Genomic DNA, 20,546 nt, shown 5'->3' with positions numbered 1-20,546 from the left:
TCCTAAATTTGACTCGCCTTCGCTAAGGCTGCTACCGACACCGGCCGGATCGGCCATCTACTACCGGACTCGTCCATCTCGTTCCTGGCGACCAGATGCGCTTCTTCAAGGGCAATCGCTGCTGCGGCTTTCTCACAGAAGCGCCCCTGACAGGCACCCATGCCCACTCGATTGATGAGTTTCAACTCTCGTGCCGAGCACAACGAAGCAGGCTGGATATCTCTCCTGCGTACCCCTTCGCATCGGCACACTACTGCGTCTCCCTGAATTGGCTGCGTTGGCCGTTCGAATAGCAATGACATGCTTCGCTGAAATACCTTCGCTTTCAGCAACTGCAGGCTGATCCGTTTTTCCGGAGTCGAGAACAGTCGATCCAGAATCAACTTCCCAACCCGTCGTCCATCGACTATGGCTGCATCAGCGCCCAACACTTCACTGCAATCTCCAGCGCGCTCGACAATCAGCGCACCTATATCGGACTTCGGCAAGCCACTACTGTTGGAAGCCAATCCGTCGTGAAGAATAACCAGATCTGCTTCATAGACTTTTGCCTGACCCGACTCATTCGCGACTACGCGCAAACCGTCTCTGTCCTTCGAAATCTCCTCGACGGTTGCGCCAACCTTGTAGCGGGTTCGAGCGGATAGCAGAGTTGCCGCGTAGCGAAATCCTTCAGCAAGTTGCGCGCTTCCTGCAAGCAATCCCAGGCTTGCGGACGGGTGGCAGATCAATTTTCTGATCGGATCAGCCGGCTCGAGAATCGCAACCGGAGCATTGCCGAGCTTTGCCAGTTGGGCGCTCAGCGCCAACGGCAGTGGCCCACTTCCGGCAACCAGGATTCGGCCAACCGGTGCAATGCCTGTTTCCTTAATTTGCACCTGCAAACCGCCGGCAGTCACAACGCCCGGCAGATTCCAGCCTTCGGCGTGAAACAGCTGTTCGCTTGCTCCGACTGCGAAAAGAACCGCTTTGGGGCGAACGAGCTTGACCTCTTGAGCACGGCGGTGATCGATCACACAGTAGCCATCACCGTCGATCCCAAGAAACACCGCCTCAGTCATCAAACGAATCTGCGAGGACAGCGCATTCATGCGTTCTTTGAGGCGAGTCCAGTTTCGCTTGTGACGAGCGGGCATGAACACCGGGCTCAATGTTCCGTCGTATCGGCTTCGGTGAATGGCGCCTCCGATTGTCGAACGTTGTTCAACAAGCAATACCATGGCGCCGCCGGCTGCCATTTCGATCGCAGCGCTTACACCCGCTGGTCCAGCACCGACTACGAGCACGTCAAAAGTGATATGCACCACTACTCCTCAAAATGCCCCGGGCGTTACCTGCGAGTTCTGCAACGCGGGAGTCAGGCATGACTCGACGGGTGCGCCGCCGTTGATCGACACCACACAGCCCTGACACTGGCCAATACCGCAAAAGTAGCGACCCATTTCACCACTCGCTGACCGGCCGAGATTCCGGATTGAGTATCTCGCCAGTGCCGAAGCGACGGTTTCGCCATCAAAGAACTCGACAATCGTTCCTTTCCAGAAAAATATATTCATCACGCACCGGTCGTTGCCGCGTTGATGGTCTCATCTGCCGCGGCGGTAGGTTGAGGTTCATCTGTGCCTTCGCGGCTCACAAACCGGGACGGAGAAAGGGAAGCAATATCCAGATCCACCTGCTTGCCCGTCATGAGACTCGCCGAGGTTTTGCCAATCAAAGGTCCAAGGCAAATTCCATCTCCTTCGAAGCCTGTTGCCACGAAGACATTGGTTATTGCTGGATGAAATCCGACGACAGGCAAGCCGTCGACGGTCGCCGTGCGCACACCCGAGAAAGTCCGGATGACGCGTCTGCGACCCATTGCCGGGTAGATGTCCATAGCCTGCCGAAGAATTTCAGAAACGTAATGAGCGGTCGTTGTCCTGCTATCAACCCCTTCCTCCCGCGTTCCGCCGATAAGGAACTGTCCGGTGCGCAACGGATCGATCACAAGACTGATCGGATTCTTTCTGGATGCCTCGAAGTTGCGCTTTGCCGCCAGATAAGCAGCAGACATGAGGGGGCCTTCGAGCGCCGGCTCGTTGTCTTTTTCCCGGTCAGTGATGATGATTTGCCCCTTGCGTGGGCAGATAAAGTTGCCCAGACCCACCAGGTCGGCAGAGCCGAGCCCAGCTGCGACCAGAACTGCATCACCGCAAAAAAAGCCGGAGTCGGTTTCCACACCAACAGCTTTGCCGTTTTCAACCCGCACGCGTTTCGCGCGGGCGTGACGAACAACGGTCACATCCGACAACTTCAGCAGATGGGCAACAATCTGATATCCAAGAGCATGACCGTCGCCCGGCACTGCCAGAACAGAGACGACGTTCCGGCTGACTCCCGGAATGCGCCGAGCGAACTCGGAGACAGTAAGCTCGTCGACCTGTACGTCCGCTTTTGCAAGATCGGCACCATGTGCTGCGAGAACGTTGGCCTCAAGCTCGTTGCGCGCGAACATGAACGTAGGGCGCCGATGAAACAGATCTCGCAGCAATCCGTCGGCCTCAAGCTGTACGTAAAAATCGCGCGCTGCTTTCGCCAGTACCATCATGACGCCCGGCTTTTTGCTGGCGACGGATACCGCTCCGTCCGAGGCACCGGTCGCTCCTGCCATCGGTGTATCCGCGTCCAGAACCGTAACGCTATGACCTGCCGATCGGAGGAAATACGCGGCCGCCATTCCGACGATGCCGGCGCCAATGACGATGACGTTCGCGCCTCTCTTTTCCGATCTCTTCATTTCGATCACGCCAGTGCGTTCCGGATGAGTTACTTAATCAATGACCGAAGCTTATCCAGACACAAACACGACGCCGACATAAATGATTCGCGCTGACTTACAAGACATCTTATGTTTCGACGCGAAACCTTTGATGCTAGCCTCATGTCCGTCTTCGCGCGTGCGAGACGCAACTACCAACTTTCAACAGGACACGACAGGGATGGGTTCACGCATAGCCGTCGCAGGGGCGACAGGCCAGATGGGTAAGATGGTCATCAAGGTTCTTCGCGAAAGTGAGGATTTGCGGCTATCTGGGGCTCTTGTAAGGCACGGTTCACCATTTGTTGGACAGTCGGCAACCGACTTTCTTGGATGGGAAACGGAGGTGCTTTTCGAAGATGACGTAGATCGCGTTTTGAGCGATGCCGACTGTCTGATTGAATTGTCTTCACCGGGTGCGGTAGGAGGTCACGTCAGTGCGTGCATGCGACATGGAGTCCCGGTTGTAATCGGAACCACTGGCCTGAGTCAGCAATTGCAGGCGGTGATCGAAGACGCGGCAACGCGCATCGCCATAGTGCAGTCGGCCAATCTGAGCCCAGCGATGACAGCCGTAAATGAATTTCTCGCAAAAGCCGCAGCGCTATTTCCAGAATATGACGTGCACATTGCCGAGGCGCATCACAGGCACAAGAAAGATGCGCCATCAGGAACGGCATTGTGGATGGCCGAATCAGTAAAGCGGGCTCGTCTCGAAAGCGGTTGTGGTGCAGATAGTCACATTAGTTTTACGTCAATCCGTGGTGGAAACATTGTCAGCGAGCACACAGCGATGCTCTTCGGCGACGTCGAGCAGCTTGAGATCAAGCACGTATGTACTGACCGTGAGGTTTATGCGAGCGGCAGTCTTCACGCGGCCCGCTTCGCCATTGGCCAGACTCCCGGGCTTTACAGCATGAAAGAAGTCGTAGCCGCTCGGCGCTAGCCACCAGAAAGAAAATCGCCGCGTTGATCACGGCGACTGAGGTCAGAATTTCTTGCGAATAGCGAAATGGATGTTCGCCTGATGGTTATTCGATGAGGCGAATGCATAGCCGATCTGCGCAACGGCACCAGGACCGATAGCACGCTGATACGAAGCCCACATGTAGACATCCGTGAGTTTGGAAAGGAAATAGTCGGCGACAAGGTTGATCTGCCGGTAGTCGCGTGGTGCACCTGTCGCTTCGACATTACCCTGATCGACCTGTCCCATGACCGTCATGCGAAACGTCGGAGTGAACCAGTAATCGCCTTGAAGCTGGTACAGGTTGAATCGAACGTTCTGACCGAGATACGAGTTTTCGAGTACGTTGTGAGTCATGCCGGCCCGGACAGCAAACGGGCCGGACGTATAAGAAGCGCCACCACCAAGAATCGTCAGTTTCTTCGCGTTGGGCAGATACGCACCGTATGCTGCGATCGACGACGCTCCTGTGTTGTCGTACCACGCCTCATACGGATTGTTGACCGCGGTATACGCAACACCAAAGCGCAGCGGACCATATTCATATCCGGCTCCGGCGCTTACGACGCTGTCGCGACTGAACTGGCCTACCACACCGCCAAATCCATACATTGCACCAACCTGAAAGCCTTGTGTTTTTTTCGAAATGATCTTTATCGAGTTGTTGGTGCGGAAGTCGTTTCCGGTGTTATCGAGATCGTACAAGGGAAGATTTCCTCGTCCGTTGGAAAAAATCGGCCCGAGAAAGTCTACGATGGGATCGTACTGACGGCCCACCGTCACCGTAGCAAGCGGCCCCTCAATACCTACATACGCCTGGCGTCCGAAAAGTCTGCCGTTCTGTCCCAACGTGCCATTCAGGATGCTGAAGCCGTTTTCCAGACGAAAAATGGTTTTGTAGCCCCCGCCGAGGTCTTCCACCCCCAGAAGCCCAAAGCGTGAGCCATCTCAAACGCCGCTTCGAAGAAGAAATGTCGAGCTACCGTTTACGTTGCTCAGATAGGAGATACCGACATCCGCCACACCATATAACGTAACGCTGCTTTGTGCATGCGCCAGACCAGCGCCAAAAAACAGGCCACCCAGTATCAATACTCTGGTTTTTTTCATTTGCATTCCTTATTGTTATCAATAAAATGATTTTTATAGTCGTGGTTTAGCCTCCCGAGTGACCGGGTAGGCTAACGCTTGCGAAAGTGAAGACGAGGGGGTTTTTTGTTCAGTTAGCGAAAGCGGCACCGCGTTCGAGCTTTCTCGACATGAACGTCGCGGGTAACAGAATGATCAGATAGATAAGCGCTATGACCGTATAGCACTCAAGGGGTCGGTAGGTCTCGTGCGCGATAGATTGCCCCTGATAGACCAGATCTGGGACCGCCAGAACCGACAGCAACGAAGTGTTCTTCAATTGCATTATCGACTGGTTCATCAACGGCGCAACCATGCGTCGCATAGCCTGCGGCAGCACGATACGACGCATGATCTGGCCGGCTCGCATGCCGAGAGCCTGCCCTGCCTCTGTTTGCCCGCGGTCTATCGAGGTAATACCGCCGCGGATGATTTCGGAGTAAAAGGCTCCTCCATAGAGCGACAAGGCGAGTACGGAAGCAAGTTCAGGAGAAATATTGACGCCGAGGAGCACTGGCAGCGCGTAGTAGAACCAGATCAACTGAACCAGTACTGGGGTGCAACGAAACGCTTCGACGTAGGCGTTTGCCAGGCCCGATAAAACCCGGCGTCCCGTGAGACGTGAAAGGGCTGCAACCATACCAACGGCAAGCCCCAATGCGACGCATAGGATCGTGTATTTGATAGTGAACCACGCTCCGGATATCAGGAGGTTCTTCTGTGAAAGCAGGAAATCAAAGTTCCATTGATACACCTGAGACCTCCGCCAGTTAAAAAGTGACGATCGACGGGATATCAGATGGCTTTACACCCATCAGACGATCGAGATTCGAAAGGACGATTTGCCGCGTGACGTCACTCTTATGCAAGTTCGCGAGCCAGCCGTTCAGATAGTTCAGCCATTCCTTATCTGCCTCCTTGCGCACGCCAGCGCACGAGGATGTCTGCTTGAATGGCTCGGGAACGACGAGTTTGCCGACCGAGGGGTTTTTCTTGATAATGCCGGCCGCGAGTGTAATCACAAGCGGTTGAACATCAGCACGCTTTGTTTGCACGGCAAGCGTCGCGGCGTTGGACGTTTCAAAACGCTGAATCCTTGCGTTCGGACAAATATGGGTAATGAGATTGTCGTATGACGAGCCAACGTCGACAGCGATGGTGACATCCGGTTTATTCAGATCGTCCCACGTCTTTCCGCGGAAATTCTCGGTCGTGATCAGGCTGAACACGTTGTTGTACAGCGGCGTTGTGAAATCGATCACGGCCTGCCGCTGCGGCGTCGGATTCAAGCCGAGGAACAGGTCGATCTTGTTCGACTGCAGGTCCATGATGGCGTTACCCCACGTCGTCTCACTCAAAGCCAACTTCGCGTTCAACGAACCAGCGAGATCGTCGGCAAAGTCGATGAGAATTCCGCTCCACTGGCCTGTCGCCGAATCCTTATGGTAGTTGGGTTCCCCGCCTGCGACGACGCCAAGCTTAAGGGTTTTCGTCTGGCGAATCCGACTCAACGTCGAATCTCCCTGCGCATTCCCCGATATAGGCATCAAACCAGCGGCCGCCAAGGCCGCTGACGCACCGATGAACTCACGTCTCGTCAAATTCTTCATGTCCAGATCCTTTCTGAAAAGTCCAGGTCAGCATGCCCAATCGCGCCATTGCTGTGACTGGGGCAATTGGAACCGGACGAAATATCAAAGAACATGCAAGATGAGGCCGCTCTATTGTTTAAATTTTTATATGTATCGAACGGATGACGCTGTCCGGCGTCGGTAAGCGCCATGTGTTCAGATGATCTGGGCCCGCTCCCAGCGGACTTCCGACGCGATATCTACCGCCCTCGCTAGCAGCTGGCGCCGAATAAGAAGTGCCCCTTTCCCGCAACGACGAGAATTACCGGCCAGTTGCCAGGGAAATACGTCGTCAACGAGAATTGCCGCGTTGAATCCTGTTCATACTGCATCTACTTAATAGGAGGAGCCGGGATGAGCGCATTGAGAGTGGCGGCGATAATTGGCGGAGGGTCCGGAATGGGTGCAGCTAGCGCCCGACGGTTGCGCGCAGCGGGTTTTGAGATCGCCATTCTTTCGTCTTCCGGTAAAGGGGTGGATCTGGCGATAGAGCTTGGGGGTTGGGGTGTTCAAGGGAGCAACCAGTCCGATCAGGATCTGCATTCACTCGTCGATGGGTGTGTCAGCCGCTGGGGGCGTTTAGATGCGCTCGTCAACAGCGCTGGCCACGGGCCTAAAGGTGATCTGCTCGCGCTGACGGACGAGGATTGGATATCCGGTTTCCAGATGTACTGCCTGAACGTTGTCAGAAGTGTTCGTGCGGTTACCCAGCAGATGGCTTCACAAGGCGGCGGAGCCATCGTCAACATTTCATCATTTTCAGCGGTTGAGCCGGACGGCCTCTTTCCGACTTCGAGCGTCGCCCGCGCGGGTCTCGCAGCGTTCACCAAGCTGTACGCAGATACCTACGCAAAAGCCGGAATACGCATGAACAATGTGCTACCCGGCTTCATCGATAGTCTTCTCGAGAAACCGGAGCGAGTTCAGCGCATTCCGATGAATCGCTATGGCAAGGCGGCGGAAGTGGCTGAATTGGTCGCCTACCTTGCCTCGGATAAGTCGGCGTATGTGACCGGGCAGAATATCCGTATTGACGGCGCTCTTACCCGATCAGTTTGAAAATTTCCGCAGACCAGTCTACGGACGTCATCTGGCCGGGAGTACGCACTGCGCGATGCCACCTCAAAGCTGCCGTTGGCGGCGGGAATGTCTTCGAGCGGCAGCTTACGGTGACACGTGCCGAGCGGGTACAGTCGGCCAATAAAACTACCGCATTTTCCCAACCTTGTCCGCAGTGATCGTCGCTGACGGATTGCCGAACTGCGTGGTGACGAAATTCACGAGCGTTGCGATTTCACTGTCGCTCAACTCGCCCGCGAAGGCGGGCATCGCCATATGACCGGTGTTAGTCTGACGACTCACGCCGTGCAGCACCACCATGGTGAGGTTGTCGGCGTTCGATGCGCCCACGCTCGTGTTATGCAGCAGCGAAGGATACGCGCCCGAGTCTTTCCCGCCCACGCCCGTGCCTTGCCAGCCGTGGCAACTCGCACAATTGGCGTTGAAGAGCGTGCGGCCGTCGGCGACTCCGCCCGCGCCCAGCACGGTCAGCGGTTGATTGCGCAGCGCCGTGACGCTCTGGATCGGTGAGCCCCACGCATAGCGCGGCCGGTTCGCGCCGTTCGCCCCGATGCTCTGCGCGGGCACCGTGCGCAGATACGTCGCCATCGCCTCCAGATCCCGATCCGAGAGAAAGCGCGTACTGTTCTCGACGACTTCGGCCATCGGGCCCGCCGCGTTCGCCTTACCCGGCGCCACGCCGTCGCGCAGATACGCGATCAGTTCGGCGTCGCTCCAGCCGCCGATGCCGGCAATCCGATCCGGCGTGATGTTATACGCCGTCCAGTTGCCGAGCTGCGCGCCCGCTAGCGACTTGTCCGACAGACCCTGCATGAAGTTGCGCGGCGTGTGGCATTCCTGGCAGTGCGCGAGCGCGCCCACGAGATACGCCCCGCGATTCCATTCGGCGCTCTTCGCGGGATCGGGCTCGAAGCGGCCCGAGTCGAAGTTGAAGAGATTCCAGAACACCATTGCCCAGCGCTGGTTGAACGGAAAGCCGAGCGTATTCGCGGGCGCCGCCTTCGCGACCGGCGCGATCGTGCGCAGATAGGCGCGAATCGCAAGGATGTCGTCGTCGGTGAGCTGCGTGTACGACGTGTAAGGCATCGCCGGATAAAGGCGCTTGCCGTCTTTCGACTTGCCCTCGCGCACTGCGCTGATGAAGTCCGCGTCGCTCAGGTTGCCAATGCCATAGGTTTTGTCCGGCGTGATATTCGTCGAATAGATCGTGCCGAAGGGCAGATCGAACGGCACACCGCCCGCATAAGGCTGCGCCTTGTTCGACGTATGGCAGGCGATGCAATCCGCCGCGCGCGCGAGATATTCGCCGCGCTTGACGAGCGCGGCATCGGCGCTGTCACCGGCTGCGTAGGCGAGCGTGCCGGCGAACAGGCCGCTCAAGGCGAGCGCGCTCGCGGGCAGCCATTTACGCAGCGCGCCGAAGCGTTGACGTTGGCGTTGGCGTGTCGTGGTGTTGTTCGTTTTCATCGCGAGCGCCTCACGCATGCTTCATTTCGTCGATCAGCCTGTCGGCGAGGCGCATCGACAACGCACAGAGCGTAAGTGTGCAGTTGACCGTGCCCGCGCTCGCCATCGTTCCGCTCGACGCGATGAAGAGGTTCTCGTGATCGTGCGACCGCAGATCTTTATCGACGACCGAATTGCGCGGATCGTCGCCCATGATGAGCGTGCCCATGATGTGGTTGTTGTTGAAGTACGAGTCGTCGAAACGCACTTCGGTGCCGCCAAACAGATTGGCGATGTTGGCGTAGTGGCCGCGCGCGACCTTCGCCGCCCTGTTGATGTAGTCGTCGATGCGGTAGTGCACTTCAGGACGCGCAATGCCCATCTTGTCCTTGAACTCGGTACTCGCCGTGATGCGGTTTTCCGGGTCCGGCAGGATGTCGAAAAAGCTGTTCACGACGACCCAGCGCGAAGCGTATTCACGAATTTTCTCATCGAGTTCCGTGCCGTACACCCCCTTCGAAATCAGGTAGTCGGTGACGGCGCGCATTGGCGAATAATTGCCGACGTTGAGTTTCATCGCCGAATATTCGGAGCGGAATGCACCGTCGCGCAGATTGTTGATGCACGAGAGGCGCATCGGGCCGCGGCCCGGCCACATCGGCTCGGCGGACAGAAACGTGACGGTCGTGCCCGGGTGATCCATCAGGTTGCGGCCCACCTGGTCCGAGCTGTTGCCGATACCGCTCTGGAACTTGTCGCTCTTCGAGATCAGCATGAGCTTGGGCGTCTCGATCGCGTTCGAGGCCAGCACGAAGATCTTGCCGGTCACACGCTGCGAGTTGCCGTTCGGGTCCTTGTAGTGGACCGCGACGATGCGCGCGTGCTCGTCGTGCTCGATGCGATAGACCACGGCGTTGGGCAACAGACGCGCCTTCGCAGCCTCAGCCTTGCGAATCGCGGTTTCGCCCGTGTATTGCGCCTCGATCGGGCAGATCGGCATGCAGTTGCTGTTGCCGCAGCACGCGGGACGGCCGTCGAATGGCGCGGTGTTGCGCGCGGCCGGTTCGGTCACATGCTTGTAGCCTGCCTTCTCCACGACGTCCTTGAACTTCTGGTCGAAGTCCGAAAGCGGCAGCGGCGGATGCGGATAAGGCTTCGAGCGCGGCGAGCCGAGATCTTCGGGGCCACCCACGCCCATTTCGACTTCGGCTTCGTAGTAATACGGTTCGAGGTCGTCATAGCTGATCGGCCAGTCGCGGCCCACGCCATAGAGCGTCTTCAGCTTCATGTCGCTGGGCAGCAGGCGCCACGACTGCGCGGACCAGTGCCACGTCGTGCCGCCGACCATACGCAGATAGCCGGCCTTGTACTGCTCCGGACCGCGCTGCACCAGATAGTCGTTGTTGGGCGAATACTGCGGATGCGGCGCGTGCTCCGTGGGCGGATACGGCGACTGGAAATCCGACTTAAATGGACTATTCCGGTAATTTTCGACCACGCGCCAGCGCTCGATGCGCGGGCCTGCTTCGAGCATGAGGACGTCGATGCCCGCCTTGGCGAGCTTCTGCGCGATCTGACCAGATGCGATACCGGCGCCGACTATCACGACGTCGGCGGATTGATTCGTTGCCATGGGAGTATGGGGATCAGGAGTGGGACAGCACCGGGGGCGTGGCCCAGTAGCCGGGCACGCCGCGCGCGTAGCTCGGCATGACGATGACGTCTGCGATCGGCGGATACATGAGCGCCTGTTCGTAGGCGACGGTGCGCGCGTTCTTGCCCGTGCCGACGACGCCCAGATACCACGCCGTCACCACTTTCTTCGGCAGCTTCGCGAGCGCCGGTTGCGAGGCATCGAGCACCGATTGCAGCATGTTTGCAGGGGTATTCGTGCGTGCGACGAACGCGTTGAGTTGCGCGATCGTGGCGCTCGTGCTGGCGTCGTCGCCTTGCAGCCCCGTGAGAATCGCACGGCCGATTTCGATATCGAGAGCGGTCTTGCCGGTCAGGTATTTCGAAAGTTCAATGAAAGCATCGAAGTCCGCGTCCGTACTCGCGGAGGCCGCCTGCGCGTGTGCGGCGCTGAGCGCGCCGAGGCCCACCACGCTCAATGTCGCGAGCACGCTGGTGGCAACGAGGAATTGTCGGCGCGATGGCGCGAACGGCGAAGACGGCGGTCGTTGTGAAGACGTCATGTCGTTTCCATTTTTTGCACGCGGGTCGCTCTGCGATGCACCGCTCAAGTTGGCAAAATATGAACTAATTGGTTAAAAATGACATGAGTGTACCCGATGCGACGAATCGGCGCATCGGCACGCGCAAGAACGGACATTCGTCCGGCCGATTGAGCCCCCAACCCGCCATTCATGCCGATGGCTGGACCTGCCAGAAGTTTTACGAAACTGCGCCGGACTCCGACGCAGGAGCGCATCCGCCGGTGGATTGGACGATGTGTTCGAAATGCGCACCAACCGCGCGAAGCAAGTTGGCGCGCCCCGACATCAGAACGTATGGCGAAGCGCCGCGCGTACGACCAGTTGCCGCGACGTCGACGAAAGGTCCTGCGCGCCGGGCACGTACGCGCGATCGAGTGACGAACCCGTCTCGTCGCCGGTCACCAGCTGATACACCCCCTGCAGGTAGACGTCCGTCCGTTTCGAGAGGTTGTAGTCAGCCATCAGACCGATCGTGTGGATGCCCGGCTTTGCCGTGCCCGTGGTCGCCTCGTAATGTTCCAGCGTGTAGGCGTATTCCGCACCAACGAAGAAGCTCGGCGTGAACTGGTATTTGCCGTTGAGCTCGAAATTCTGATACTTCAGCGCGTTGAGCGTACCTCCCGCGAGGGGGCCGGTGACGGGCTGAATCGTTTCCGTGCTGCCCAGATAGCCGACATTCGCCGTGGGATGATCGATTTGCGTGTTCGTATAGGCGAAACCGATGGTCGCTAAACCAAATGTGTAGTTGACGCCCGCACCGAAGATCTGCAGCGTAGACGAAACAAAATTGCCGTCGGGGCCGAGCGATCCGCCTGCGCTGGCGACGGCGCCGCCCGAGGTCATGGCCGGGTTGTTGGCCCGCAGGTAGGCTGCTGCGAAGAGCCAGTCTCCAACCGAATATTGCGCGCCAGCGCTCATCGCCCGGTTATTCGCGAAGCCGGTATCGTTGCTGAAACTGTACGTACCGCCAAACGAGAAGCCACCGAGCGTCGGACTCGCGTATTTGACCGTGTTGTTCAGGCGAAACGTGTTGTCCGTATTGTCGTTGTCATAGGGGTGCGAGAACAGATAGCCACCCCAGTTTCCGTTCGCCGTGGTCTGCGCGAGATAGTCGACCACGGAATCGTACTGCCGGCCCAATGTGAGCGTGCCGTAACGCTCGCTAGCAAGACCCGCGAACGCCTGGCGACCGAACATGCGCCCACCCTGCGCAAGCGTGCCATTGCCGGCGTTGAAACCGTTTTCGAGCTGAAAGACGGCGCTCAACCCGCCTCCCAGATCTTCCGTGCCCTTCAGGCCCCAACGGCTTCCTTGCGCGTAGCCACTCGTCATTTCATAGACCTGGTGGCCGCCTGCGTTGTTGGTGAAATCGATCCCCTCGTCGATCACGCCATACAGCGTCACCGTGCTCTGCGCGAATGCAGGAATGGTCACGCCGCACAGCAAGGCAGCCGAAAAAATCTTTTTCATGTGATTTCCATTTTTTAGGTTTACTAAATACATAACTGATGATTCCGCCGGATTGCATTCACCGCCGTCTGCTCCTTCACCACCGCGAACGCGTTTCGCCCCGTTACTTCGCCCCGTTACTTCGCCCCGTTACTTCGCCCCGTTACTTCGCGCCGTAAATGTCGAAGTCGAAATATTTCCTGTTGATGCTGGCGTAGGTGCCGTTCGCGAGAATCTCAGCGAGCGCCTGATTGAATGCGTCTCGCAGTGCCACGTCCTGTTTGCGCAGACCGAGACCGTCGCCCTGGCCGAAGTACTTCGGGTCGTCCATTGCCGGCCCCGCGAACTCGAAGTCCTTGCCTTCGGGCTTCTTCAGAAAACCGTCGCTGGCTTCAATGGATGCCTGAAACGCCGCATCGAGCCGCCCGGAGACCAGATCGGCGTAGACCTGCTCCTGGTTCTGGTAGGCGACGACTTCCACGCCGGCCGGCTGCCACATGGCGCGTGCGTAGTCCTCCTGACTCGTGCCCTGCTCGACACCCACGCGCTTGCCCTTGAGCGAAGTCGCGTCGGGCAGCAGCGAGGAGCCGCGGCGCACCACGAGGCGCGCGGGCGCATTCGAAATCCTGTTCGTGAACGCGATCTGCTCCTTACGCTTCGGCGTGATCGTCATGGACGACGAGATCACGTCGAACTTGCGCGCAAGGAGGCCCGGAATCATGCCGTCGAAACTGGTCTCCACCCACACGCACTTCGCATGCATCTGCGCACATAGCGCATTCGCGATGTCGACGCCAAATCCCGTCAGCTTGCCGTCGGGCGTCTTGTACTCGAGCGGCGGGTAGGTCGGGTCGACCGCGAGCCTGATTTCCTTGCCGCCAAAATCCGCCGCCTGTGCGCAAGCCGACATGGCCACGCAGGCCAGCGACCATGCGATTGTCCACTTCTTCATCGATGTCTCTCCTGTTGTTGATGTAATGCCGTGATCAAACCTTGTATGACGTTCATTGCAGAGCGCGCTGCGCAAGCCTGACCCAAAAGCTCGCGCCGATCGCAAGAATGTCGTCGTTGAAATCGTATTCGGGGTGATGAAGCGCACAGCCGCCCCTGCTGTCGCCGTTGCCGATCGACAGATAGCTTCCCGGGCAACGTTCCAGCATGTACGCGAAGTCCTCGCTTGCCATGAGCGGGTGCAGGTTCTCGATCAGCGCTTGCGCGCCGCCGTAGTCCAGCGCCACCTGGTGCGCGAATTCAGTCTCACCAGCGTGATTGACGAGCACGGGATAATCGTGCCGGTAGTCGATCTCCACTTGCGCACCGTAGCTGGCCGCCTGCCCTCGCGCGATCTCGCAAATGCGCTTTTCCAGCAACGCGCGGACTCCAGGTGAGAGCGCACGTACGCTCAAAAGCAGATCCGCGTGGGGCGGAATCACGTTGGATGCGGTGCCTGCGTGAATGGCGCCGACAGTGACAACCGCGAGATCCCGGGGATCGACGTTGCGCGCGACGATGCTCTGCAACGCCATGACGATCGACGCACAGACGACGACCGGGTCGGTCGTGTGCTGCGGCGACGCTCCATGGCCACCCCGTCCAACCACGCGAATCGTTACCTCGTCGGCGGACGCCATGAAAGGCCCGCTATGGAAGCCCAGGCGCCCGGCGGGAAATCCGGGCACATTGTGCATGGCAAACACGGCATCGCACGGAAAGCGCTCGAAGAGGCCGTCCTCGATCATTTTGCGTGCGCCGCCCAATCCCTCTTCGGCGGGCTGGAAAATCAGGTTCAGCGTCCCCTTCCAGTCCGTGCGTTGCGCGAAGCATCGCGCCGCCGCGAGCAGCATCGCCGTGTGGCCGTCGTGCCCGCACGCGTGCATGACCCCTTCAGTTCGGCTGGCATATGGCCGTTGCGTGCACTCCTGGATCGGCAGCGCATCCATGTCGGCGCGTAAGCCCAGGCGGCGGCCGCGACCGCGCTCGAGCGTGCCGACCACCCCCGTTCCTCCTACGCCGCGCGTCACGTGGTAGCCCCATCCGGCGAGCAGGCTCGCGACAAGCTCACTGGTCGCATGCTCTTCAAAACCGAGCTCCGGATGCGCATGCAGCCGACGGCGGATTTCGATCATTTCGTCTTCGATCGCCGCGATTTCCGGTAGTACCTCTCTTTCCTTCACTGCAGTCCCCTGACGTTCAGACAATCTCGGCGTCGTGCCCGTTCGGTACGGGTCACGACCGCAACGAACCGTGATGCGGATCGTATGCAGCGAAAAAGCCGGGGAACAGCCGCGCGTTTGTTATGATGACAACCATTCGTTGTCACCCATCACTGTCGGGCTATGAAGCTCCATCAACTGGAAGCGCTTGTGGCGAGCGCGGACGCAGGCAGCATCCGCGGCGCGGCCCGCACACTCGGTCTTTCCCAGGCGGCCATCACGCGGGCACTTCGCGAACTGGAAGAAGCCGAACGGCTGCCGCTCCTGGTCCGTGCTCCCGAGGGCATCAGCTTTACGGAGCACGGCAAGGTCTTGCTCACGCATGCGCGACTCGTCCTCAACCAGCTGGCGCATGCGCACAGTGACCTCGAACGGCTGCGCGGCCGCGTGGAAGGACGGCTCATGGTTGGCGTGACGCCGTGGGTGACGCTCACGTTCCTTGCCGAAACCGTCCTGCTCTTTCGCAAGCTGATGCCGGAGATCCGTCTCGAACTGCTCGAGGGTCTGATGTCGGTGGCCCAACCGCATCTGCGCGACGGCAGCATGGATTTCGCGATCGGGCAATGGCAGGCAGCAGCCGGTGTGCAGGAGTTCGTCTGCGAGCCGGTGTTGACCTACGAGTCGTCGGTAATGGTACGCACCGGCCACCCTCTCGCACAGGCACGCTCGATACACGAACTCCTCGATAGCGATTGGGTGCTCAACTTCGCGCCCGACGGTCAGGCTGGTTTGATCGACTACCTCTTTACTCGAAACGGCGTGCAGATCGACGAGCGCCGGATCGTACGCGCGCAATCGGTCGCGATGCTGCAGACGATGGTCGAGCAGGCCGACATGTGCACCTGGAGCCCAACGGTTCTATGCCGGGTCCCGCCGTTGCGCGGGCGGCTGCTTCCGCTCGCGCTGCGTGAACGATTCGAACCCCGACAACTGAGCGTCGTCAGCCGGCGCAACAGCACCCTGAGCAATGCCGCCGTATGTTTCGTCGAGTGTCTGCTGAAGGTGATCCGCCGGCACGCGCGCTCAGCGAAGAAAGATGATCTCGCGTTGTTCGAGACATTGAAGATGCTGATTTGATGTGGGAGCGAGTGCCGATCGTTTTAACGCTCGTCCAGAGCGGCTCCTTGGATCAGAAAGCTGAGTCCGCCCCCCTTGGGTGGTGAATGGCCAGAGCGGATCGAAACCAGCCTATTCCGACTCGCTAACTCGTACCCGTCAAAGCGACGATAAAGTCGAGAAATACTCTTGTCCTGGCCGGCGTGTGGTACCGCGATGGATGGTACGCATAGAGCGGGAAACGCTCATCCGGCCAGTCTGGAAACAGATTGACGAGCCGCCCCTCCCGAATCAGAGGTTCCGCTCCGAGCAGTAGCATCTGCGCGACGCCGGAGCCGGCCAGACACGCGTTGAGGAGCGCGCTCGGATCATTCACCGTAAGCCTTCCATTCGTCTCGACAACAAGCCTTTTGCGCTTGCGATGAAACTCCCACGGATACGGCTTGCCGGTTTCCGGGTTCCTGAATTCGAGGCACTTGTGCACCCCGCGCCCCAACTCTTGAGGCTCCGCTGGCCGCCCCCGGCGAGCGAGGTACGACGGTGCTGCGACTGTGACCACTGCGGTGTCCAGAAGCTTTCGCGCAATCAGACTGGATGAGCGGGGTTCGCCAAATCGCAAGGCCAGATCGAAGCCGTCCATGATGAGGTCGCCGAGTTGATCTCGCGCAATGAACTCCAGTTCAAGTTCAGGATGCGCATCCATGAATTCGTCGAGCTTCGGGCTCAGAACGGTTCGCAAAAAAGCCGGATCAAGATTGATTCGCAGCTTCCCGCGTACTGTCGCGGCGCCTCCCGCCGCGGCTGCGGCCGCTTCCTCCATTCCCCTCAAGTGCGGCATGACCTGCTCGTAGAACCGTCGGCCCTCTTCGGTCAGGGAAACGGCGCGGGTCGTCCGATTGAAGAGCCGTATTTTCAGCCGCTTTTCGAGTCGGGCGATGGCCCGGCTCACCCCGGGTGGCGACATACCCATCAATTCGGACGCCGCTGCGAACGTCCCCGCATCGACAACGGCAGCAAATACGCTGATACCGCTAGAAAGATTCTCGCTGGACGATCTCACAGGCGCGCCCCGCACAGTGCGTCAAAAATCGCACTATGACGCATTAGTAACTATCCGTCATCTCACAAGTGTCATTCGTGTCATTTAGTTTCGCGTCGCGTTTACCCACAATGCATCCCAACGACACGTTTCAACCTCAACGATCCAAAGGAGCATTGCCATGAGTACCCGTCATTTCGCACTGGCCATCGCAACCGCCATCGCCTTCCCCGCCGCTGGATACGCTCAGGAATCCGGCTCGGCCGTCACTCGTGCGCAGGTGCGCGCGGAGCTCGTACAACTGGAAGGCGCGGGCTACCGGCCCGGCCGCGCCAATGATCCGTATTACCCCGCCGACATTCAGGCCGCCGAAGCGGCTGTGGCCTCGCAGAAGGACGGCGGGTCGAACGTCGACAGCAGCGTGGGCGGTACGCGCATCGGTTCGTCCGCTTCGGGCATTCGCGTCGCCGCTGGAGTGTCCCTCGCGAATGCAGCGTTCGCCTCGCTTTACGCACATCACTGATCTGACCGGAACACATCTATATACGCACGGAGAAACTGCAATGTATGCAATCACAGGGATAACAGGAAAGGTCGGCGGTGCGGTGGCGCACACGTTGCTCGCAGCGGGCCAGCCGGTACGCGCGGTGGTACGCGATGCCGCCCGCGCACGTTCGTGGGCTGAGCGCGGGTGTGAAGTAGTGACAGCCGACATGGACGATGCTGCGTCACTTACGGCCGCTTTCGAGGGCGCGCAAGGCGTCTTCATTCTGCCGCCGTCCGACTTCGACCCGTCGCCGGGCTTTTCCGAGGCACGTGTTGTCATCGACGCCGTGCGCGCTGCGCTTCAGTCAACGGCACCGGGCAAGGTGGTTTGCCTGTCGACGATCGGCGCGCAGGCCACCGAGACCAATCTGCTCACGCAACGCACGCTGATGGAACAGGCGCTGAGCACGCTGCCCATGCCGGTCACGTTTCTGCGACCCGGCTGGTTCATGGAAAACGCAGCATGGGATGTGGCTCCGGCCCGCGATACGGGGACTATTGCCAGCTTTTTGCAACCGTTCGACAAGCCCGTACCGATGGTCGCCACGGCAGACGTGGGCCGTATCGCCGCACAACTGCTTCTGGAGGTCTGGCGTGGTGTGCGTGTCGTCGAGCTGGAGGGGCCGCAGCGTGTCACTCCAATCGATATCGCGGACACGTTCGCCAGAATTCTTGGCCACGCAGTAGTCGCGGAGGTCGTTCAACGTGACACGTGGGAGGCGCTGTTCCGGTCCCAAGGCATGAAGGAGCCGTTGCCGCGTATGCGCATGCTCGACGGGTTCAATGAAGGCTGGATCATCTTCGAAGGAGAGGACACTGACATCGTCAAGGGTGAAGTGGAACTGGAAACCGTTCTGCGAGACCTCGTCTCACAGGCGGACTAGCGCGGGCGCACCCGGTGAGCCTCGGCACACGCACCGAGGCTCATCTCGCAGACAACCTGAGCACACAGCGGGTGGTTCTTTAGGGCACGCGGAGAGACCGGCTCAATCGCGTGTCGCAACCAGAGGTAACATATCCACACTGGATGCAGCAGTTCCACGACTAGGATCGCATCCTGACTTGATGGAGCCCGCCATGAGCAACGACTCTTCAGGCAACCCCGATCCCGACGAACTGTCGTCAGGCGGCAGCCGCTACCATCAGGTCTATCCCACGCTGAACGAAACGGAGCTGGCGATATTGGAGCGATACGGCGAGCGGCGCAAGCTGAAAGCCGACGACATCCTCTATTCCGAAGGCGACCGCCACACGGGCATGTTCGCCATTCTTTCCGGAACGATCGAGGCAACCAGAGCGTCCGTTCAGGGCCCTCGATTGCTTGGCACACATGGCCCCGGCAGTTTCACCGGCGAGGTTGGCACACTCGCCGGCCGCGCTGCGGTGGCCACGACACGCGCCGTGTGCGATTGCGAAGTCATCGTCATCGATGAGGAATCTCTGCATGCGCTCGTGATTGCTGAAGCAGAGTTGAGCGAAACCATCATGCGCGCCTATATCCTGCGCCGGGTCGCTTTCATCAAAGGTCGACAAGTCGGATTGGTGGTGATCGGTAGTACGTCCTCCGCCCCTACGCTACGCCTGCGCCACTTCCTGAGCCGCAACGGTCAACCCTCGGCCTACTTCGATATTGTTGAGCATGCCGAAGCAAAAGATCTCCTGAGACGTTATGGCGTCACGGAAGCCGACATCCCGATTGTGGTCACGATGCAAGGCATCGTGCTGAAGCAACCCAGCCACAGGGCCGTCGCAGATGCAATCGGCCTGAGTCCGGACCGGCTCGATGGCGAGCACTTCGACCTCGTTGTGGTGGGTGCGGGACCCGCTGGGCTCGCAGCGGCGGTGTACGCCTCATCAGAAGGCTTGAAGGTGGCGGTTCTCGATGCCAAGGCCCCGGGAGGTCAGGCCGGCACCAGTTCGAAGATCGAAAACTACTTTGGTTTTCCGACCGGCATATCCGGGCAGGCGCTAGCCGGTCGCGGCCTGTCTCAGTGCCGCAAGTTCGGCGCCGAGGTCGGCGTGCCCATCGAGGCACTGACGATCGACTGCACAGACACCCAATCGTTTCGCATTGGGCTCGATCATGACGAGCGCGTTTACGCTCGCGCTGTCGTCATTGCCACTGGTGCGCGCTATCGGAAGCCGGACCTTCCCCGTCTCGAGCATTTTGAAGGCCGCGGCGTTTACTACAGTGCGACATTCATGGAGGCTGGGTTCTGCAACGGCGAAGAGTTGATCGTGGTGGGCGGCGGGAATTCGGCGGGACAAGCTGCGGTATTCCTGGCGAGGTTCGCGCGTCATGTCCACGTCGTCGTTCGCGGCGAGGGACTCAGTGCAAGCATGTCGGCGTATCTGATCAGACGGATCAACGCGGCAGCCAACATAACGGTTCACACGAGGACACAGATCGTCGAGCTATGCGGCGAGTCGAGACTCGAGGCAATGCGGTGGGACCGGCAAGGACGGATCGAACACAAGCCCATTCGGCACGTTTTCCTTTTCCTTGGAGCGCAGCCCAATACCCGGTGGCTCGGCGATTGCGTCGCCCTGGACAAAAATGGGTTTGTGCTGACCGGCGCCGCTACCGGCGACAAGTGGAAAGCAGTTCGGCCGCCGCATGACCTCGAGACGAGCCGGCCCGGTATCTTTGCCGCCGGCGACGTGCGCAGTGGCTCCGTCAAGAGAGTAGCGGCTGCCGTGGGAGAGGGAGCAGGCGCCATTCAGGCCATCCACCAATATCTTGGCCTGTCGAGCGTTACCCCACTCGTCCGCGATGGAGAGGGGTGAGTGTCCCCCGTGGATCTACCGGCATTTGCATTTTTCGGTGGCGGCTATTTGCATCGAGGGATTTGCACCGACTCAGACATTCGCTGATCCCGGCCGAAACGCCAAGTCGGGTCGCGTGCTGCCGATCGCAGCCGTCCGAAGACAAAACAGGTATGCCAATCGTGCGAGGCGGCACCCGGCCATGTGCG

18 protein-coding genes and 1 pseudogene are annotated in these 20,546 nt (G+C 59.4%); 6 read left to right on the top strand and 13 right to left on the bottom strand.

Annotated elements, in window-relative coordinates; genetic code table 11:
* Positions 1-2: 2 nt before the first annotated feature.
* Genes B9Z01_RS22220 through B9Z01_RS22210 form a run of 3 tightly spaced genes read right to left on the bottom strand, consistent with a single transcriptional unit; the run spans position 3 to position 2,779 of the window.
* Positions 3-1,304: an FAD-dependent oxidoreductase gene (locus B9Z01_RS22220; protein WP_167387551.1), complete on the bottom strand. Its 1,302-nt coding sequence runs from the start codon at positions 1,302-1,304 to the stop codon at positions 3-5.
* Between the two features lie 9 nt (positions 1,305-1,313).
* Positions 1,314-1,556, bottom strand: coding sequence for a 2Fe-2S iron-sulfur cluster-binding protein (locus B9Z01_RS36935; RefSeq protein WP_085487015.1), 243 nt, complete (start codon positions 1,554-1,556; stop codon positions 1,314-1,316).
* A complete protein-coding gene (locus tag B9Z01_RS22210) occupies positions 1,556-2,779 on the bottom strand; it encodes an NAD(P)/FAD-dependent oxidoreductase (protein ID WP_085487013.1) in 1,224 nt (407 codons plus the stop codon). Before B9Z01_RS22210 ends, B9Z01_RS36935 begins: the two co-directional genes overlap by 1 nt.
* Before the next feature lie 82 nt (positions 2,780-2,861).
* On the opposite strand from B9Z01_RS22210, the gene dapB reads away from it, so the two are divergent.
* Positions 2,862-3,746, top strand: a complete 885-nt coding sequence (dapB, locus tag B9Z01_RS22205; protein ID WP_085487011.1) for a 4-hydroxy-tetrahydrodipicolinate reductase — start codon at positions 2,862-2,864, stop codon at positions 3,744-3,746.
* Positions 3,747-3,788: 42 nt separating this feature from the next.
* Here dapB and B9Z01_RS22200 read toward each other — a convergent pair.
* The 3 genes and pseudogenes from B9Z01_RS22200 to B9Z01_RS22190 form a co-directional block, all read right to left on the bottom strand.
* Positions 3,789-4,877 (bottom strand): annotated as a pseudogene (locus B9Z01_RS22200) (porin).
* Positions 4,878-4,986: 109 nt separating this feature from the next.
* Positions 4,987-5,649: an amino acid ABC transporter permease gene (locus B9Z01_RS22195; protein WP_085487007.1), complete on the bottom strand. Its 663-nt coding sequence runs from the start codon at positions 5,647-5,649 to the stop codon at positions 4,987-4,989.
* A gap of 16 nt (positions 5,650-5,665) precedes the next feature.
* The gene (locus tag B9Z01_RS22190; RefSeq protein WP_085487005.1) at positions 5,666-6,505 is read right to left on the bottom strand and encodes a transporter substrate-binding domain-containing protein; all 840 of its coding nucleotides are present in this window, start codon (positions 6,503-6,505) and stop codon (positions 5,666-5,668) included.
* Positions 6,506-6,880: 375 nt separating this feature from the next.
* Here B9Z01_RS22190 and B9Z01_RS22185 point away from each other — a divergent pair, with 375 nt between their 5' ends.
* Positions 6,881-7,585 carry an SDR family oxidoreductase gene (locus B9Z01_RS22185; protein WP_085487003.1) on the top strand — a complete coding sequence of 235 codons (705 nt, stop codon included), beginning with the start codon at positions 6,881-6,883 and terminating at the stop codon, positions 7,583-7,585.
* Between the two features lie 147 nt (positions 7,586-7,732).
* On the opposite strand, the gene B9Z01_RS22180 is transcribed toward B9Z01_RS22185, so the two are convergent.
* The 6 genes from B9Z01_RS22180 to B9Z01_RS22155 all read right to left on the bottom strand — a co-directional run bounded on the left by B9Z01_RS22180 (position 7,733) and on the right by B9Z01_RS22155 (position 14,891).
* Complete coding sequence (locus B9Z01_RS22180) at positions 7,733-9,073, bottom strand: c-type cytochrome (RefSeq protein ID WP_167387547.1); 1,341 nt, start codon at positions 9,071-9,073, stop codon at positions 7,733-7,735.
* A gap of 10 nt (positions 9,074-9,083) precedes the next feature.
* Positions 9,084-10,685 carry a GMC family oxidoreductase gene (locus tag B9Z01_RS22175; RefSeq protein ID WP_085487001.1) on the bottom strand — a complete coding sequence of 534 codons (1,602 nt, stop codon included), beginning with the start codon at positions 10,683-10,685 and terminating at the stop codon, positions 9,084-9,086.
* A 13-nt stretch (positions 10,686-10,698) separates the two neighbouring features.
* Positions 10,699-11,247, bottom strand: coding sequence for a sugar dehydrogenase complex small subunit (locus B9Z01_RS22170; RefSeq protein ID WP_085486999.1), 549 nt, complete (start codon positions 11,245-11,247; stop codon positions 10,699-10,701).
* A gap of 306 nt (positions 11,248-11,553) precedes the next feature.
* Positions 11,554-12,738 carry a porin gene (locus tag B9Z01_RS22165; RefSeq protein ID WP_085486997.1) on the bottom strand — a complete coding sequence of 395 codons (1,185 nt, stop codon included), beginning with the start codon at positions 12,736-12,738 and terminating at the stop codon, positions 11,554-11,556.
* Positions 12,739-12,880: 142 nt separating this feature from the next.
* On the bottom strand, positions 12,881-13,669 hold the full coding sequence (locus B9Z01_RS22160) for an ABC transporter substrate-binding protein (RefSeq protein ID WP_085486995.1): 789 nt from the start codon (positions 13,667-13,669) through the stop codon (positions 12,881-12,883).
* Positions 13,670-13,721: 52 nt separating this feature from the next.
* Positions 13,722-14,891 (bottom strand): M20 aminoacylase family protein, encoded by a 1,170-nt coding sequence (locus B9Z01_RS22155; RefSeq protein WP_420814709.1) that lies wholly within the window; start codon positions 14,889-14,891, stop codon positions 13,722-13,724.
* A 162-nt stretch (positions 14,892-15,053) separates the two neighbouring features.
* Here B9Z01_RS22155 and B9Z01_RS22150 point away from each other — a divergent pair, with 162 nt between their 5' ends.
* Positions 15,054-16,007, top strand: a complete 954-nt coding sequence (locus B9Z01_RS22150; RefSeq protein ID WP_085486991.1) for a LysR substrate-binding domain-containing protein — start codon at positions 15,054-15,056, stop codon at positions 16,005-16,007.
* Positions 16,008-16,131: 124 nt separating this feature from the next.
* Here B9Z01_RS22150 and B9Z01_RS22145 read toward each other — a convergent pair whose 3' ends face one another.
* Positions 16,132-17,046 (bottom strand): LysR family transcriptional regulator, encoded by a 915-nt coding sequence (locus B9Z01_RS22145; protein ID WP_085487144.1) that lies wholly within the window; start codon positions 17,044-17,046, stop codon positions 16,132-16,134.
* Positions 17,047-17,206: 160 nt separating this feature from the next.
* On the opposite strand from B9Z01_RS22145, the gene B9Z01_RS22140 reads away from it, so the two are divergent.
* The 3 genes from B9Z01_RS22140 (at position 17,207) to B9Z01_RS22130 (ending at position 20,358) form a co-directional block, all read left to right on the top strand.
* A complete protein-coding gene (locus tag B9Z01_RS22140) occupies positions 17,207-17,548 on the top strand; it encodes a DUF4148 domain-containing protein (RefSeq protein WP_085486989.1) in 342 nt (113 codons plus the stop codon).
* Positions 17,549-17,588: 40 nt separating this feature from the next.
* The gene (locus B9Z01_RS22135) at positions 17,589-18,455 is read left to right on the top strand and encodes an NmrA family NAD(P)-binding protein (protein WP_085486987.1); all 867 of its coding nucleotides are present in this window, start codon (positions 17,589-17,591) and stop codon (positions 18,453-18,455) included.
* A 193-nt stretch (positions 18,456-18,648) separates the two neighbouring features.
* On the top strand, positions 18,649-20,358 hold the full coding sequence (locus B9Z01_RS22130) for an FAD-dependent oxidoreductase (RefSeq protein WP_085486985.1): 1,710 nt from the start codon (positions 18,649-18,651) through the stop codon (positions 20,356-20,358).
* Positions 20,359-20,546 lie beyond the last annotated feature (188 nt).

Source organism: Paraburkholderia susongensis, assembly GCF_900177725.1.
Classification (GTDB): domain Bacteria; phylum Pseudomonadota; class Gammaproteobacteria; order Burkholderiales; family Burkholderiaceae; genus Paraburkholderia; species Paraburkholderia susongensis.
The sequence above is the reverse complement of the archived record's forward strand: the minus strand, read 5'-3'. Positions and strand labels throughout refer to the sequence as shown.

Excerpts from the sequence above, each read along its gene's own strand:
- B9Z01_RS36935 (WP_085487015.1), bottom strand. The coding sequence starts at position 1,556 with ATGAATATATTTTTCTGGAAAGGAACGATTGTCGAGTTCTTTGATGGC.
- B9Z01_RS22210 (WP_085487013.1), bottom strand. The coding sequence starts at position 2,779 with ATGAAGAGATCGGAAAAGAGAGGCGCGAACGTCATCGTCATTGGCGCC.
- dapB (WP_085487011.1), top strand. The coding sequence starts at position 2,862 with ATGATTCGCGCTGACTTACAAGACATCTTATGTTTCGACGCGAAACCT.
- B9Z01_RS22190 (WP_085487005.1), bottom strand. The coding sequence starts at position 6,505 with ATGAAGAATTTGACGAGACGTGAGTTCATCGGTGCGTCAGCGGCCTTG.
- B9Z01_RS22185 (WP_085487003.1), top strand. The coding sequence starts at position 6,881 with ATGAGCGCATTGAGAGTGGCGGCGATAATTGGCGGAGGGTCCGGAATG.
- B9Z01_RS22180 (WP_167387547.1), bottom strand. The coding sequence starts at position 9,073 with ATGAAAACGAACAACACCACGACACGCCAACGCCAACGTCAACGCTTC.
- B9Z01_RS22175 (WP_085487001.1), bottom strand. The coding sequence starts at position 10,685 with ATGGCAACGAATCAATCCGCCGACGTCGTGATAGTCGGCGCCGGTATC.
- B9Z01_RS22170 (WP_085486999.1), bottom strand. The coding sequence starts at position 11,247 with ATGACGTCTTCACAACGACCGCCGTCTTCGCCGTTCGCGCCATCGCGC.
- B9Z01_RS22165 (WP_085486997.1), bottom strand. The coding sequence starts at position 12,738 with ATGAAAAAGATTTTTTCGGCTGCCTTGCTGTGCGGCGTGACCATTCCT.
- B9Z01_RS22160 (WP_085486995.1), bottom strand. The coding sequence starts at position 13,669 with ATGAAGAAGTGGACAATCGCATGGTCGCTGGCCTGCGTGGCCATGTCG.
- B9Z01_RS22150 (WP_085486991.1), top strand. The coding sequence starts at position 15,054 with ATGAAGCTCCATCAACTGGAAGCGCTTGTGGCGAGCGCGGACGCAGGC.
- B9Z01_RS22140 (WP_085486989.1), top strand. The coding sequence starts at position 17,207 with ATGAGTACCCGTCATTTCGCACTGGCCATCGCAACCGCCATCGCCTTC.
- B9Z01_RS22135 (WP_085486987.1), top strand. The coding sequence starts at position 17,589 with ATGTATGCAATCACAGGGATAACAGGAAAGGTCGGCGGTGCGGTGGCG.
- B9Z01_RS22130 (WP_085486985.1), top strand. The coding sequence starts at position 18,649 with ATGAGCAACGACTCTTCAGGCAACCCCGATCCCGACGAACTGTCGTCA.